The organism is Pseudoalteromonas sp. SG43-7, assembly GCF_014164295.1.
Lineage (GTDB): Bacteria > Pseudomonadota > Gammaproteobacteria > Enterobacterales > Alteromonadaceae > Pseudoalteromonas > Pseudoalteromonas rhizosphaerae.
Window position 1 is genome coordinate 82,089 of the sequence record NZ_JACJEY010000014.1, and the last position, 16,870, is coordinate 98,958.

Sequence of the window (16,870 nt, forward strand, 5' to 3'; positions counted from 1 at the left end):
AATGTAATGGCGATTCATTCCGGTGCAGGGAAACCTGCAACACAATCAGATTTAGTAAATGTACCAAAATTAGTGTCTGCTTATTATTTAAATGAACCCGATCTAGAGCAAAACCCTGAACATTGTGTTGCTTTTGGTACTTCAGGGCACCGAGGTTGTTCATATGATGTGAAATTCAATGAATCTCACATTCTCGCCATTACTCAAGCAATTTGTGATTACCGAAAACAAAATAATATTTTTGGACCGCTATTCTTAGGTAAGGATACGCACGCGTTAAGTGAGGCGGCTTACAATTCAGCGATTGAAGTGCTTGTTGCTAACGAAGTACAAGTGATCACGCAAGAAAACGACGATTTTACACCTACACCGGTGATTAGCCACGCGGTCGTGTGTCATAACAAATTACATCCTCATGAATTAGCTGACGGTATTGTTGTTACACCTTCACATAATCCTCCAGAAGACGGCGGTTTTAAATATAACCCACCTAATGGTGGCCCGGCAGATACTGACGTTACTAAGTGGATAGAAGACAGAGCAAATCAACTACTACTAGAAGATTTAGTTGAAGTTGAGCTATTCCCATTTGCAAAAGCAGCCCGTTCAGGTTTTATTAAATACCAAGATTTAATGACTCCTTATATTGAAGATCTGATTAATGTTGTTGATGTAAAAGCGATTGCAAAAGCAAATATTAAAGTGGGTATTGATCCGCTCGGTGGTTCAGGGATCAACTTTTGGCCTATTATCGCCGAAAAATTTGCTTTAGATTTAACAATCGTCAATGAAAGTGTCGATCCGCGCTTTGCATTTATGCCACTTGATAAAGATGGCAAAATTCGTATGGATTGCTCATCACCTTATGCGATGGCAAACTTAATCGCCCTTAAAGATGATTTTGATATAAGCATTGGCAATGATCCTGACTATGATCGCCATGGTATTGTAACTCCTGACGGCTTAATGAATCCTAATCACTTTTTAGCGGTTGCCATTGATTACTTATTAAATCATCGTGATTGGTCCAAAGGCGTTGAAATTGGCAAGACACTTGTTTCAAGTGCGATGATTGACCGAGTAGTTGCCCGTAATAATCGTCAAGTGCGAGAAGTACCTGTTGGTTTTAAATGGTTTGTCGAAGGGCTAAGTACTGGAACACTCGCGTTTGGCGGTGAAGAAAGTGCCGGGGCATCATTCCTTCGTTTTGACGGTACAGTATGGAATACCGACAAAGACGGTTTCATCATGGGATTATTAGCCGCGGAAATTTTAGCTGTAACAGGAAAAACCCCATCAGCACTTTATAAAGAGCTTGAGCTCGAATTTGGTGCGCCTATATACAAACGTATAGATGCGCCTGCAAGTTCTGCCCAAAAAGAGCGACTTAAAGGGCTAAGTGCGAAAGATGTTACGGCAGATACACTTGCGGGCGAGCCTATTTTACAAAAGCTAACTCATGCGCCTGGAAATAATGCCGCTATTGGTGGTTTAAAAGTAGTTACTGAAAACGGCTGGTTTGCAGCGCGTCCATCAGGTACTGAAGACATTTATAAAATTTACCTTGAATCATTCAAAGGTGAAGAACATTTAGCGCTATTAGAAAAAGAAGCCAAGAAGTTGGTTGATTCAGTGATTAGTTAATAACGCTTAGACTATTTTATAACGGCTGATTTATTCAGCCGTTTTTGTTTCTCATTTGCATAATAATATGAAGGCATTTGGATTATGACAGCCAACTCAGAGTATTTAAACGAATTACAACAGCAAGGCGATTTTTTAACTCTCAGCCGTAATAATGAATGGCACTTAGCACCGAGTGCTTTTACTTTAAGTAATGGTACCACTGTAACTATTCATGACACCGGCGTTATAGAGTTTCAACCAAAATGCGCTACTACAATCGATGTGGTACTTTCAAGTGCGATCCATGGTAATGAAACAGCACCTATTGAAATTTGCGATGAATTAATTAAGCGTATTATCTTAGGCGATTTACAACTAGCACAGCGTGTACTGTTTATTTTTGGTAACCCGCAATCAATTAATATTGACAAGCGTTTTGTAGAAGAAAATCTAAACCGTTTGTTTAATGGTCATCACACTGTCGAAGGTGTAAAGATGAATAATGAGCGCACACGAGCGGCCAAGCTTGAACAATATGTTAGTGACTTTTATCAACGCGGCGGGCAGCAGCGAGAGCGCTGTCATTACGATTTGCATACTGCTATTCGTGGTTCAAAAAATGATAAATTTGCTGTATATCCCTTTTTACATGGTAAACCGTGGAAAAAGTCGCAACTACAGTTTTTATTAAGCTGTGGAGTAAATACGGTGCTAATGATGAAATCACCAGCCACCACTTTTAGTTACTATTCTTCTTTTGTTCATGGTGCAGATTCATTTACCGTTGAACTTGGTCAAGTAAAACCGTTTGGTGAAAATGATATGAGTCGTTTTGCGAAAACCAAAGCGACCCTAATCGCATTAATTAGCCAAAAAGAAGTGATATATAAAGAATTTGATGCAAGTGACTTTGAGTTATTTGCTGTGCACCGATCAATCAATCGCACTGAACACGATTTTTCGTTTCCTTTTTCGGATGATGCCGAGAATTTTACCGGGTTTAGCAAAGGTGATTTACTCGCAACGGATGGTCAGACCTGTTATTACGCAGATGTTGAAGGCGAAGCAATTATATTTCCTAATGCCGATGTTGCCCTTGGACAACGTGCACTATTAACGGTAATACCATTACAACTGACTGATAATATTATTTAATTTGTTGCTTTGCCGATCAGCTCAAATCGTTAACTATATGATTGTATATACTTTATGCTCTTGTATAGTTAACTTTCCAATGCCACTGTCGCCAATTAACTTTGTTTCGTCTATGATTAGTTGAATAACACTTTACGTTAACGTAAAGTGTTAGCAGCTTTAATTTAAATACAGTACAGTTTCTGCAAAGTTTATCCTGCAGAGCACAGCCAATAATAACAACTGACTTGTACTGTTTACGACAACAAAAGAAGGTAGGTTATGAGCAATCCAAATAACGTATCGCTGAATATTAGTCATGCTCTCTCATTTATTGACGGTCATGCCTTAAATATTCCGACCTTGAGTATTTTAAACGAGGATGGCGATATCCACGACGGTGCAACAGCCCCCGATATTGATGAAAGTACTGCGCTGCGCTTGTATGAAACAATGCGTTTTATTCGTGCACTTGATGAGCGTATGCAAGCTGCTCAACGCCAAGGCCGGGTAAGCTTTTACATGCAATGTTTAGGCGAAGAGGCGGCAGTGACAGCGTCTGCTGCGGCACTTGATCAAGACGATATGATCATGGCGCAATACCGTGAGCAGGCTGCACTTCATTACCGTGGCTTCACACTTGATCAGTTTATGAATCAAATGTTTTCAAATGAGTTGGATTTAGGTAAAGGTCGCCAAATGCCAATTCACTACGGTTCAAGTGCACTTAATTACATGACTATCTCATCGCCGCTAGGCACTCAAATACCGCAAGCAACAGGTTACGCGTATGGCCAAAAAATTAAACACATAGATGCAAAATCAGGTGAGCTAAGCTCAACGATAGATAACATAACTATCTGTTACTTTGGCGAAGGGGCTGCTTCAGAAGGAGACTTTCATGCTGGTTTAAATATGGCCGCAGTGCATAAGTCACCGGTTATATTTTTTGCTCGCAATAACGGTTATGCGATTTCAACTCCTGCGGATGAGCAATTTAAGGGCGACGGCATCGCTTCTCGTGGCGTAGGTTACGGTATTAAAACGATTCGTGTTGATGGTGCTGATGCACTTGCTGTTTATGCCGCAACTAAAAAAGCCCGTGAACTTGCCACTAAAACAGGTGAGCCGATTTTAATTGAATCGATTGCATATCGCCTTGGCGCGCATTCTACATCAGATGATCCTAGTGGCTATCGTTCAAAAGACGAAGAAGCGAATTATCAGTCTTGTCCAATCGAACGTTTTCGCAAATGGTTAATTAAGCAAAACTGGCTTAATGAAGAAGAAGACAATAAAGCCAAAGAGCAAATTCGTGAAGATATACTAGCCGCGTTAAAACGCGCTGAAGTGATTGCAAAACCGGCCTTAGAAGAGTTGGTGTCAGATGTATATGATACACCGATCCCTTCTTTGCAACGTCAATATGAGCAATTGAAAACGCATATCAAGCAACACCCCGATGCTTACCCAGTGACTGCAGGGAGAATTAAGTAATGGCTAAAATGAATATGTTACATGCGATTAATTCAGCCCTTGATATAACCATGGCTGAACATCCGCAAGCGTGTATTTTTGGTGAAGATGTTGGCTATTTTGGCGGCGTATTTCGAGCAACGTCTGGACTACAAGAGAAATATGGTCAGCACCGTGTATTTAATACACCATTAACCGAACAAGGGATCATGGGTTTTGCTAATGGCTTAGCAGCGTTTGGCGCACCAGCACTTGCTGAAATTCAATTTGCCGATTATATCTTTCCAGCCTTTGACCAAATAGTAAATGAGTCTGCTAAATTTCGTTACCGTAGCGGTAACGAGTTTAATGTTGGCAACCTGACTATCCGTACTCCTTACGGTGGTGGTATTGCCGGCGGTTTATATCATTCACAATCACCTGAAGCTTATTTTGCACATACCCCGGGACTTAAGATTGTTGTTCCTCGCAACCCTTACCAAGCAAAGGGCTTATTACGAGCTGCAATTAAAGATGATAATCCAGTTATTTTCTTTGAGCCTAAACGCTTATATCGTGCATCAACGGGTGAAGTTCCTGAACAAGATTACAGCATTGAACTGGGTAAAGCTGAAATAGTTAGTGAAGGTACGGATGTAACACTACTTGCTTGGGGCGCACAGATGGAAATCATCGAAGATGCTGCAAAACGTGCAAATGAGCAAGGTATTAGTTGTGAAGTGATTGATCTACGCAGTATTTTACCATGGGATATGGAAACGATTGTTAACTCAGTGACAAAAACAGGTCGACTTATTGTTAGCCATGAAGCACCAATCACTAATGGTTTTGGTGCAGAAATTGCGGCGACAATCCAACAAGAATGTTTTTTGCATTTAGAATCACCTATCTTACGTGTTTGCGGCTTAGATACTCCGTATCCATTAGCGCTTGAAAAAGAATATGTACCTGATGCGTTGAAAGTGCTAGCAGCAATCAAGCAATCGGTCGAATTTTAGGAGTCATCATGGCAAAAGATTTTATTTTACCGGATATCGGTGAAGGTATCGTTGAATGTGAAGTTGTTGAATGGTTAGTAGCCGAAGGCGACACCGTAGCTGAAGATCAACCGATTTGTGATGTAATGACAGACAAAGCACTGGTGCAAATTCCTGCGGTTCATGATGGTGTGATCAGTAAGCTCTATTATGCTAAAGGGGATATTGCTTTAGTGCATGCCCCACTGTTTGCAATGGATGTAGCTGGTGAGACTACAGCCGATCATACTCAAGCAGAAACAACCAGGGTAATAGAGCACACGCAAACAAATACTCACGCTGAAGTCGTTGAGGATTTTATCCTTCCCGATATTGGTGAAGGAATTGTTGAGTGTGAAATTGTTGAGTGGTTAGTCAGCGAAGGCGATTTGATAGAAGAAGATCAAGCCGTTTGTGATGTAATGACAGATAAAGCACTGGTACAAATTCCAGCTAAATATACCGGCACAGTGGTAAAACTTTATTATGCTAAAGGGGATGTTGCACAAGTACACAGTCCACTTTTTCAAATGTCGATTGCAGGCACTCAAGCAAACGTTGTCGATATCAATGATGCATTAGTGAAAGCACAAACCAAAGCGGTAGAGCAAAAAACAGCAGTAGTTGAAAAGTCAGTGACAGCCCCTGTAATTAATAAAAAGGCGGTCGCATCACCGGCAGTAAGACGCAAAGCACGTGAACTTGATGTTGATCTAACCACAGTCCCAGGCAGTGGTAAGAATGGCCGTATTTACAAAGAGGACATTGAACAGTTTGTGAAAGGGGAAGTGCCAAATAGTATTGATACATCACCACTGCAAACGAAGCCTGACGTTACGAAAACCACAGCTAGCGACACTGGCGGCATGCGTATTGAGCCAATTAAAGGCATCAAAGCAGCAATGGCTAAACAAATGGTTGCTTCGGTAACGACTATCCCACATTTTACATTTTGTGATGAGATTGATTTAACAACTTTGATTGCTTTGCGCAGTGATTTAAAAGAGCAATATAAGCAACAAGGCGTTAAATTGACAATGATGCCATTTTTCATCAAGGCCTTATCGCTGGCTATGAAAGAATTTCCGGTATTAAACTCGAAAATAAATGATGAATGCACTGAGCTTAGCTACTTTGATGATCACAATATCGGTATGGCAGTTGACTCTAAAATTGGTTTGTTAGTGCCAAATATCAAACAATGTCAAACAAAGAGTATTGTTGATGTAGCCAATGAAGTAACGCGATTGACGGATGCTGCCCGTGAAGGACGTGTTAGCCCTGACGATCTCAAAGGCGGCACAATTAGCATTTCTAATATTGGTGCGATTGGCGGAACAGTTGCGACGCCAATTATCAACAAGCCAGAAGTGGCGATTGTGGCATTGGGTAAATTACAACATCTACCGCGTTTTGATGCCAAAGGGCAAGTGGTGTCTGCTGCAATTATGCAAGTTAGTTGGTCAGGCGATCACCGAGTGATTGATGGGGCCACGATAGCGCGATTCAATAACTTGTGGAAATCGTATTTAGAAAACCCAGCCAAAATGATGATGGCAATGAGTTAAGCGTAGCTCTTAATTATTCATTTTATCAAAGCTCAGCAGTCGCTGAGCTTTTTTATGTCAGTGACTTACACCCCAAAGAAATATAAGCCATAGCCAACGAGTAAAGCGGGAATTGCCGAATATATTGTTGCCACAAATGCGGCACGTGGTGCCATTGCGATTGCAGGGAAAAGGGCATCGCCGTCATTTGATATTGCATTCGCAGCTAAGGCACTAAAGGGAATGATGCCTTGAATATACAATGTAGTTACCACTATTTGTGGTCCACAGCCAGGTAAAAAACCAATCAAAACGGCAATTAAAGGCGCTAAGTATGCATAGTGAGTAAACCAGACTTTTAAATCCACACCGGCAAATGTTACTAATAACTCAAATAGCATAAATGAGGCAACTACCCATGCCGTAACAAAATGGGTGTCTTGCAAAACTTTATATAGCTTTGAAGGGGGCGTTATAGTCTCTTCTTCTGAAGTTACTTGTTGATAGCTTTGACCTTTAGACGACAGCGCCCAAGTGGTCACAGCCAATAGCGCCATAATAGCGCCAAATAAGGTTATTGATTCAGCAAGTAGAGCGTCAAAGGCTGAAAAGTCAGTATTGAAAGCAATCATTATTGCCACAATAAGACTGGGCATCATAATAATTTGCCAAATTGATTTACTGACTATAATTGCCTTACTAGGCTGATTTAAGCACTCATCAGCATAATCATTTTTTGCTGGGCGAAGATAATCTTGCTTATGAAATGCATTGACTAAGGAGCCGCTGATTATACCAACGCTCAGGCCAATAATCATAATAAGTAAGCCTTCAAGCGGCTTCGTTGCTAATAGTAAAAATGCAGCATCACCCATGGTCGCTGTTAATACAGCAACAATAGAGCCAAAGCTCGCTTGTCCTTTGGTAAATTGTGTCACTACTATGATGGCGCCTCCACAGCCAGGTAAAGCACCGAGTAATGAAGCAAAACTAATTTCTATCAAGGGTGATTTTTGACTTAAATAGCCAAGCTCTAAGTGAGGCAACCGATCGATGGCGTAGTAATAGATAAATAAAGTGGCGGCAACAAATATACTAACTTGAAAAAACGCATCACTCATTGCCGTCAATGTCATTGCTCGCAAAGGAGCATAAGCTAAACAACACAACAACAATAGCGGTAATAGCAGCCGTTTATTACTGGTAATAAAATGTGTGGACGCTGGAAAACTAATTTTGGGCAGTGAAAGTGAAAACATAAGTGCAACCTAAAAACTATCTAAGTTGCACTTTAGATTTAAATTAAATGAAAATCAATATCATTTGCGTTATTTTCTTTGGAATTCTGAGTTCGCATTCCATTTGGGCCATTGTGGTTGCTCTGAAATATCAAAACCTACTTGATAAAACAGTTGTAAGTCTTGTACAGCTCCCGATAGATCCCATTCATCACGGTATCTGTCACATGGTTGATGGTAACAACCACGTAGCACTAAGCTCATGCGTTTACGATAATTAGCCGTATCTTCGTCAAGTGCTTCACTGCCACCACCCGCATACATCGCTGGAATACCCATGTTGGCGAAAGCAAAATGATCAGAGCGATAGTACCCGCCTGAAGATGGTTTAGGATCGCCGGAGACCGTGCGCCCTTGTGCATTAGCTGCCTGTGCTAATAGCGAGTCCATTTCTGATTTACCAATACCAACCACGCTGATATCTTTTACTTTGCCTAACAAGTTCAAGCTATCCATATTAATATTAGCGACTGTCTTATTTGCTGCTATCACTGGGTGTGCAGCATAATACTTAGATCCTAATAAACCTTGCTCTTCAGCTGTCACTGCTAAAAAGGTCATTGAGCGGCTAGGGTGCTTTGGTAAGCTTGCAAACGCTTCAGCTACTTCAATTAAGCCTGCAGTGCCTGTCGCGTTATCATGTGCTCCATTGTAGATTTGGTCGCCTTTACGGTTTTTATCAGTACCTAAGTGATCCCAGTGTGCTGAGTATATAATATGCTCATCTGGTTTTTCACTACCGGGTAAAGTCGCAATGAAGTTATATGAAATTGATTTTTTGATGGTGTTTTTAACCGCAACAGACGCTGTTAAATCGCCCATATCAACATGATAAGCGCCTTTTGCTGCATTGGTTTTCGCACTGGCAAAATCTAAACCTGCTTTAGTGAAAAGCTCGTTAGCAACCTCTGTGGTTACCCAACCTTCAACAGCGACTCTGTCCATATTATTGTTTTCTTTTTGAAAACCAAACTGCTCGCCGCTCCATGAGTTTTCAACCACAGACCAAGGGTAAGAGGCCGGTGCAGTTTCATGAACGATGATAGCCCCAGCAGCACCTTGACGGCTGGCTTCTTCGTATTTGTAAGTCCAACGGCCATAGTAAGTCATGGCATCACCGGTAAACAAAGCAGGATCTTTAGTGGCAAAACCAGGGTCGTTGACTAAAATCACCACAGTTTTACCCTTAACATCTAAACCTGCGTAATCATTCCAATTATATTCTGGGGCATTAACACCATAACCAACAAATACCAGTTCAGAGTCTTTAATACTTTGGCGTTCGCTAATGCGACTGCTGCCCATTACCATGTCTTTTTTATACTGGTAATCTTTGCCGCCGATAGTTAACACCATGTTTGGATCTGCTTCAAGAGACACCAACGGAACTTCTTGTAAAAAGCTGTCGCCATTACCTGGTTGATAACCTAGTTTTTTAAATTCTTCAGTAAGGTAAGCTAGTGTGAGTTCTTCACCTTTTGAAGATGGAGCGCGGCCTCCAAATTCATCGGAGGCAAGCACTTTGACATGCTCTGCGAGTTGTTGGGCATTGATTGAATTATACCCTTTGCTAACATCATCAGAGGTGAGACTTGTTGTTGCACATCCTGCAAGTACCGCAGTTGCAAGGAGTGTCAGAGAAAAATAACGTTTCATAGTCGCTCTTTTTTTGTTTTAAGTGAGCTCAGTATAAGAACTTCTATTAAAGAGAACCAGTTTTTGCGGTAAACTCCAACCATAATAATTGTAAAGCTAAAGATACTCATGAAGCGTTTTACCCCTTACGAACAATGGCATAGCGCCAGTTTAGAAAATGGTGCATTTAGCCATTTAAATACACTGTTTTCTTTAAACGGTTTATCCGACTGGCCGCAATGTGCGTGGATTTCATCATTTTTAGATGCTAAAAATGCAAATCAGCAAACAATTCGCTTTGTTGAAGACGCCTGCTTTAGTGAGGAAGAGCGCTATTATGAGCAAATCATTTTTGATACCGGTAAAGTACCAACGCGACAACAAAATTGGCATGACTTATTTGGTGGACTTATCTGGTGTTTATTTCCTAAAACGAAAGCATTGATCAATCAACGCCATGTTGAAGAGATCACACTTCACGGCACTAAAGTACGCTCAAAACACCGCAATGCCTTAACCTTGTTTGATGAATGTGGGGTTGTACTTGCTGTAAGTGATAATGTTTGGCCTGCGTTACTTAAAAATCATCAATGGCAGCAGGCATTTATTGAGCAAAGAGCGTTGTGGGGTAAAACCATTGCGCCATTTATGTTCGGCCACGCTAATTATGAAATGCTAACAAAGCCGTATATTGGTCTGACAGGTAAAGCATTATTTGTAAAAGTACCGAGTGACATATTTTGTAAAGATTTAGCCCAGCAGTATCAGTATATTGATCAAACCCTTTATGAGATGATTAGCGTCGATAACTGTTTAAGGGACAATAGCCAGCTCTCACCATTACCACTGCTAGGCGTACCAGGCTGGTATGATAATAATAACCCCGAGTTTTATAGTAATACGGATTACTTTAGACCAAAACGAAGGACACGAACATGATAGAAGTTACGGGGCTTAAAAAGAAATTTAAGCTAACTAAAGACCATAAAAAAAACAAAGTCGATAAAATAGATCCCCGTGAAGATAAAGATTATTTTCATTCGGTGCGAGATGTCAGCTTTCATTGTAATAAAGGCGAAGTGCTGGGCTTACTCGGCCCTAATGGTGCAGGAAAAACCACCACGCTAAGAATGCTCTCGACAGCGTTAAAACCCGATGAAGGGCAAATAATTATTGCTGGTGAAGACATCATTAAAAAACCACTATTTGGTCGTAAGTCTATTGGTTTTCTATCTGGCAGTACCGGTTTATATGGCCGTTTAACGGTAAAAGAAAATATCGAATATTTTGCAAAACTACACGGTATGAGTAAAGACGCGATTAGTTCACGGTGTGAAGAGTTATTTGATTTACTCGATATGCATAGCTTTATTGATAAACGTGCTGATAATTTATCAACGGGTATGAAGCAAAAAGCCAATATAGCCCGCGCAGTTGTGCACCATCCGGCAGTCGTGGTACTTGATGAGCCGACCACTGGATTAGACATTATGACCACTCAAACGGTGATCGAGTTTATAAAACGGCTTAAAGCGCAAGGGACTCCTGTTATATTTTCAACCCATCATTTAGATGAAGTAGCGCTACTGTGTGACCGCGTTGCGGTGATCAACGAAGGTATCAGTTGTTTTGACGGCAGTCTTGACGAATTTAAAAAAGTGGGTAAAAGCGACGAACTTAATCAAGCGTTTATGAATATATTGACGGAGAAAAATAATGTTTGAAGTATTTAAAAAGGAATTAAAGGAGCTATTACGAGATAAAAAAACACTCATTTTTATTGTCGCATTACCAGTTGCTATCTTTCCATTATTATTTGCGGTGATGGCATTTATTAGTTCTCAAGCAACACTTGAAGCCGAACAAAAAGTTCATACCTATGCCATTATCAATGGCGAATATGCGCAATCATTCACAGATAAAGTTTTTTATCATAAAAGTTTTCAATTATACAAAGGTGATCACACCTTTAATACAGTTGCAGAGCTTACAGAGGCCGTTAAAGCCGGCACCATTGATATGGGTATTTTCTTACCCGCAGATGCCAAACAAAACCTTGATGACGCAAAACAAAGTCAGTGGCAAGTGGTTTATAACGATGCTAAAGCGATTAACTTTTTATTCGACAGAGTAAAAGAGCTTGCTGAAGAATTTGGTAATAAGCTAAGAGCTGAAAAACTATTAAGCTACGGTGTTTCAGTTGAGCAACAAAGTGCAATTATTGATCCAATCAAAGTTGTAAAAGTTGATACTGCTGATAAACGAGAAAATTTAGGTGAGAAAATAGGCGGCTTTATCCCTTACTTACTGATCCCATTAGTATTGATGGGAGCAACATACCCAGCAATTGATTTAGGTGCAGGTGAAAAAGAACGCGGCACATTAGAAACGTTACTATTGACACCAATCACCCGTACGCAACTTGTATTAGGTAAATTTATTACTTTACTTGCAGCGTCAATCGCCACCACAACGATAACCGTGTTGAGTATGGGCGTTTGGATCAGTATCGCGATTTCTTTCATTGATTTGGATGTGATAAAAACAGCATTTAGTTCATTACGCGTATTAGATTTGGCACTCATTTTTATTATTTTATTACCCGTCGCCGCGATTTTTTCTTCTCTTGCGTTAGCAATATCGATTTATGCTCGTAGCTTTAAAGAAGCTCAGAATTACATGACACCACTGAGTATGGGGGTGATATTTCCTATCATTGTTGCTTTACTACCGAATGTTGAGCTAACAGCTAAAACCGCATTTATACCGGTTACTAATGTGGCTTTAGCGATTAAAGAAATTATCAAAGGTACGATTGATTACACGTTACTTGGACTAATCTTTTTAGCGACCGTGATTGTTGCCGGTGCACTATTAGCATTTTGTGTTAAATGGTTTAATAAAGAAGAAGTCTTATTTAGATAATAAATTATATAGAAGTAGGCTGGGCGTGGTTGTTACAATACTCTCAGTTAAATAATAAAAATGACGGGCTAGCTCGTCATTTTTTATTACTATAGTTTCCTTAGAAAAACTAAGAATCGATAAAAAGCGCAGAGATAACTTTTTAATTGCTCTATAATGTAGTTTGTATTTGAAAGCAAACTGGCAATTTTGATGCGCAACTCACTGACATTTTTTAATTTATTTCGCAGTAATAAACTTTCTTTATTAGCATTGCTGTTTTTTTTCATCCTCGCAATACCTGCTTTATATATATTTGAGCTGAAAGTACGCAAAGATGTTTACCAGGTTGCCCAAACCACACTACAGCAAGAGCTTGATACAAAAGCACTGATGTTAAAAGGACATTTAAAAGACAGTGTTTCGTCAATCAACTTTTTAAATGCCACACCGCCTATCAGTGGCATCAGCCGAGCCGCTGCAAATAACCTTATTGATCCACTATTAAATACTCCCATCGCAATATGGCAAACGCGCTTAGCTGAAATATTTAGTGGCTTTATGCGCACTGACCCGCAGCTATTACAAGCCAGATATATTACCCTTGCTGATAATGGTCAAGAAATTGTCCGTGTTGATAGGATCAATGATGCTTTGGTGCGCCTAGAGGGAGACTTATTACAACAAAAAGGGCAGCGGGATTACATGCTTAATGCCAGCAGGTTAGATAGTGAATCTGTCTATATATCACCGATTAACTATAATCGAGAGCATGGCCAAATTCAGATCCCCTACGTGAGTACCTACCGAGTTGCTAAGCCGGTATTTAATAAACAAGGAGCAGTGTTTGCTGTATTAGTAACCAATTATTTTGCTGATGAGTTATTTAATAGTGTTACTTTTAGTTCACCTGCTGGGGTTGATGTTTATCTGTTAAATGATCAGCAGCAGTTTTTATTTCACCCAGATCCTAAACTGCGATTTGGTTTTGAGTTTGGTCAAGACATTACTTGGTCAAGTGTATTTAGTCAAAGCCAAGATATGAGCAGCCAAGCGACTTTACCTTTTCATGATTTACCAAGCCATTATTATTTAAAACAACGTATTAGTTTAGAAAATAACATTAGCATGTTGCCCCTTGAACTTGCGGTATCAATTAATACCGATATTTTGGCAAAAGACGTTGCTAAGCGTCGTGATCATTTTGTGCTGGTAATTATTTCACTTTTCACTGCTTTGTGGTTATTAGTGTGGTTATACCAAAGGTATATAAACCGCAAATTAGAGTTTCACTCCTTGAAGGAGCGTAATAACAAGATTATTGAAAATTCCCTCGATGCAATCTTAACAGTACAAGAGGATGGGCTTATCAGTAATGCCAATAAAACAGCGTTGCAGTTCTTTGATATCATTATTGATCACACCAAATTCACGCAATTATTTACGCTTGCTGAAAGTGATAATTCATGTATTGATGAAACCATAGCGCAGGGGTCAAAACCATCATTTGAAGGCGTGTATACTGATCCGCAGGATCAACAACACTTTTACTCAATTACACTTACTAGCGTGTTTGATATTTTTACCCAGCGCCACCAGGTTGCAGCGATTTTACGAAACATCAATTCACTTAAACAGACTCAAGTAGAGCTTGAAAAACTCAATAGTACGTTAGAGCAAAAGGTTCGCCAACGCACAACTGAACTTGAAAGTGCGATTGAACAAGCGTTGGCAGCCAGTAAATCGAAAAGTGATTTTATTGCTAACATTTCCCATGAAATACGTACCCCTATGAATGGTGTATTAGGGATGCTGGAAATGCTCAAAGAAGACACACTAACGCAACAGCAACAGCAATACCTAGAGCTGGCCAATAGCAGCGCTAACTCATTAATGACATTAATTAATGACATCTTGGATTTTTCAAAAATAGAAGCAGGTAAACTTGATATTGATAATCACAGTTTTGATGTGATTACTGTATGCAGTGATATGATCACCTCTATGGCATTACAAGCCCAGCGTAAAGGCTTAGAAGTGTTTTTGCATACCGATAAAGTTATTGATCGTATGTTAGTAGGAGATAGCCACCGATTAAAACAAATATTAATAAACTTACTTAATAATGCATTCAAATTTACCCATCAAGGTGAAGTCAGTTTGACTCTTGGATGTCAGTATCTTACTGAAGAAAAGTTATTAATGAGCTTTGTTATTGAAGATTCAGGCATCGGCATTGCTGAAAAAAATATCGATAAGTTGTTTGAGGCCTTTACCCAAGAGGACACCAGTACCACTCGCCACTTTGGTGGTACTGGGCTTGGTTTATCAATTTGTCGTAAGTTGGCGCAATTGATGGGCGGTGATATTAGCGTCACCAGTGAAAAAGGCAAAGGGAGCTGTTTTACAGCGCAAGTGCAATTACATATTGCAGCTGAGAAAAAGCTCAATACAGCCGTTGAGTTGGCAAAAGATATTCAGGTTGGCGTGCTGATAGATAGCGACAATGTATATAACAATGTCACTAATTTATTGATTAAAAATTGCCAAGTAGCGGCCAATAATATTCAACGATTTGACTACCAAGCACAATATCAAGAGTTAAAAGTTGATTTACTGGTTGTTGATAATGATCACCCATACTTACAAACACTGATTAATTTATGTAATAAGCAGAATAAAAAATATGTATTAATTTTGCGTGATTTATTGCTTAGTAAAAAAGCCAAAGAGCAGGTGCCTGAAAATTGCCATGTACTTAATAAGCCGCTTACTCAAGATCAATTTAGCTTTAAGTTAGCAAGTTTGTTTGGTGTTAATAATAGTTTTTTGGTTGCTAGCCAAGGTAGTGAGCAAACAGAATATGTTGAATACGATTTCTCAAATTTTAAGGTGTTATTGGTTGATGATAATATGATCAACCTTGAAGTTGCCAAAGCAATATTAAAAAATACCGGTGTCACTATTGTATGTGCCAGCGATGGCCTCGATGCACTAGAAATATTAAATACAGAGCAAACAGCTTTATTTGATCTGATTTTTATGGATTGCCAAATGCCAAACCTCAATGGCTATGACACGACCTCTGCAATTCGCAGCAACAAAGCTGGTGCTGACTATGCGAAAGTGCCTATTATCGCTATGACTGCCAGCGCTATGGCAGGTGACAGAGAACGCTGTATTACAGCTGGTATGAATGATTATATTACCAAACCCATAAAGCCAAAAGTTTTGAAAGACAAATTAGCTATGTGGTTAAAATAAACCACACAGTCTAAATTTTAAGCTACTGATTTTTCAGGTTTAGCCTTTGGTCCACCAAGATTTTGATTAAGTTTGGTAATATCAGCAGAATTAATCACTGTTTGAGTGTCAGACCAGTGTAGCAATTCGATACGACCATTTTCTTGCTCTACTACTGCGGTACAACTTTCTATCCAATCGCCATCATTACAGTAAACAATGCCATCAACGACTTTGAGTTGTGGGTGATGAATGTGACCGCAAATAATACCGTCTACGCCTTGCTTTTTAGCCTCATGAATAGCAGCATTTTCAAATGCCTCTATTGCTTCACGCGCTTTATGAACGCGGGCTTTGATCCAAGCAGCAAGTGACCAATAGTTACCACCATATAGGCGTCGAATACGATTAGTCCAGCGATTTAAAAATAGTAAAAAGTCATAACCTGCATCACCGGCAATACTGATCAGTTTGTTATACCGAGTTGCTGAGTCAAAATCATCACCGTGAACCAGAAGAAATCGTTTGTTGGCTTTGGTTGTGTGAATAAACTGCTGGTGGACTTCAATACCAAATAGGCTGTTATTGACGTAGTGCCGGAATGTTTCATCGTGATTGCCGGGAATATAAATCACTCGAGTACCTTGAACTGCTTTGGCTTGAATACAGGCTAATACTTGATAGTGACTAGGGTGCCAATAAAAACTTCGCTTCATAGACCATAAATCGACGATGTCACCCACTAGATAAAGGGTATCGCACTCAATACTATTTAAAAAGTCGAGTAGGTAATCTGCTCGACAATCTTTATAGCCTAAATGTACATCGGAGATCCAAACGGCTGGGTAGTACTTTTTATCACTTTTTTCGATGTCGTGCATAGGAGGTTACTCACGGTGTAATAACAACAAAGTTAAGCAACTTGAATGACGTTTATAAGACTGTTTGACGAAACATCTATGACAATTAATGATCGTGCAAAAACAAAAAA

General features: G+C 39.8%; 12 protein-coding genes. 9 read left to right on the plus strand and 3 right to left on the minus strand.

Translation table 11 applies throughout. From position 1 onward, the window contains the following. The first annotated feature begins 6 nt into the window (after positions 1-6). The 5 genes from pgm to H5200_RS08765 all read left to right on the plus strand — a co-directional run bounded on the left by pgm (position 7) and on the right by H5200_RS08765 (position 6,820). Positions 7-1,644, plus strand: a complete 1,638-nt coding sequence (pgm, locus tag H5200_RS08745) for a phosphoglucomutase (alpha-D-glucose-1,6-bisphosphate-dependent) (protein WP_182761325.1) — start codon at positions 7-9, stop codon at positions 1,642-1,644. Between the two features lie 84 nt (positions 1,645-1,728). Beyond that, complete coding sequence (gene astE, locus H5200_RS08750) at positions 1,729-2,781, plus strand: succinylglutamate desuccinylase (RefSeq protein ID WP_145233889.1); 1,053 nt, start codon at positions 1,729-1,731, stop codon at positions 2,779-2,781. A gap of 261 nt (positions 2,782-3,042) precedes the next feature. After that, on the plus strand, positions 3,043-4,257 hold the full coding sequence (locus H5200_RS08755) for a thiamine pyrophosphate-dependent dehydrogenase E1 component subunit alpha (protein WP_182761326.1): 1,215 nt from the start codon (positions 3,043-3,045) through the stop codon (positions 4,255-4,257). Further along, on the plus strand, positions 4,257-5,234 hold the full coding sequence (locus H5200_RS08760; RefSeq protein WP_182761327.1) for an alpha-ketoacid dehydrogenase subunit beta: 978 nt from the start codon (positions 4,257-4,259) through the stop codon (positions 5,232-5,234). The genes H5200_RS08755 and H5200_RS08760 overlap by 1 nt, the downstream gene beginning before the upstream one ends. 8 nt (positions 5,235-5,242) lie before the next feature. Beyond that, the gene (locus tag H5200_RS08765) at positions 5,243-6,820 is read left to right on the plus strand and encodes a dihydrolipoyllysine-residue acetyltransferase (protein ID WP_182761328.1); all 1,578 of its coding nucleotides are present in this window, start codon (positions 5,243-5,245) and stop codon (positions 6,818-6,820) included. 65 nt (positions 6,821-6,885) lie between these two features. On the opposite strand, the gene H5200_RS08770 is transcribed toward H5200_RS08765, so the two are convergent. Beyond that, positions 6,886-8,058, minus strand: coding sequence for a putative manganese transporter (locus H5200_RS08770; RefSeq protein ID WP_182761329.1), 1,173 nt, complete (start codon positions 8,056-8,058; stop codon positions 6,886-6,888). A gap of 69 nt (positions 8,059-8,127) precedes the next feature. Beyond that, a complete protein-coding gene (locus tag H5200_RS08775; protein WP_182739267.1) occupies positions 8,128-9,753 on the minus strand; it encodes a M28 family metallopeptidase in 1,626 nt (541 codons plus the stop codon). Positions 9,754-9,861: 108 nt separating this feature from the next. Here H5200_RS08775 and H5200_RS08780 point away from each other — a divergent pair, with 108 nt between their 5' ends. From H5200_RS08780 to H5200_RS08795, 4 genes are all read left to right on the plus strand, one after another. Beyond that, positions 9,862-10,671, plus strand: coding sequence for a DUF3025 domain-containing protein (locus H5200_RS08780; RefSeq protein WP_182717853.1), 810 nt, complete (start codon positions 9,862-9,864; stop codon positions 10,669-10,671). Continuing rightward, positions 10,668-11,456 carry an ATP-binding cassette domain-containing protein gene (locus H5200_RS08785; RefSeq protein ID WP_182761330.1) on the plus strand — a complete coding sequence of 263 codons (789 nt, stop codon included), beginning with the start codon at positions 10,668-10,670 and terminating at the stop codon, positions 11,454-11,456. Before H5200_RS08780 ends, H5200_RS08785 begins: the two co-directional genes overlap by 4 nt. Further along, complete coding sequence (locus H5200_RS08790) at positions 11,449-12,657, plus strand: ABC transporter permease (RefSeq protein WP_182717851.1); 1,209 nt, start codon at positions 11,449-11,451, stop codon at positions 12,655-12,657. Before H5200_RS08785 ends, H5200_RS08790 begins: the two co-directional genes overlap by 8 nt. Positions 12,658-12,849: 192 nt before the next feature. After that, on the plus strand, positions 12,850-15,900 hold the full coding sequence (locus H5200_RS08795) for an ATP-binding protein (protein WP_182761331.1): 3,051 nt from the start codon (positions 12,850-12,852) through the stop codon (positions 15,898-15,900). A 17-nt stretch (positions 15,901-15,917) separates the two neighbouring features. Here the strand turns inward: H5200_RS08795 and H5200_RS08800 are convergent, their stop codons facing one another. Beyond that, positions 15,918-16,760 (minus strand): UDP-2,3-diacylglucosamine diphosphatase, encoded by an 843-nt coding sequence (locus H5200_RS08800; protein WP_182739270.1) that lies wholly within the window; start codon positions 16,758-16,760, stop codon positions 15,918-15,920. Positions 16,761-16,870: the final 110 nt, after the last annotated feature.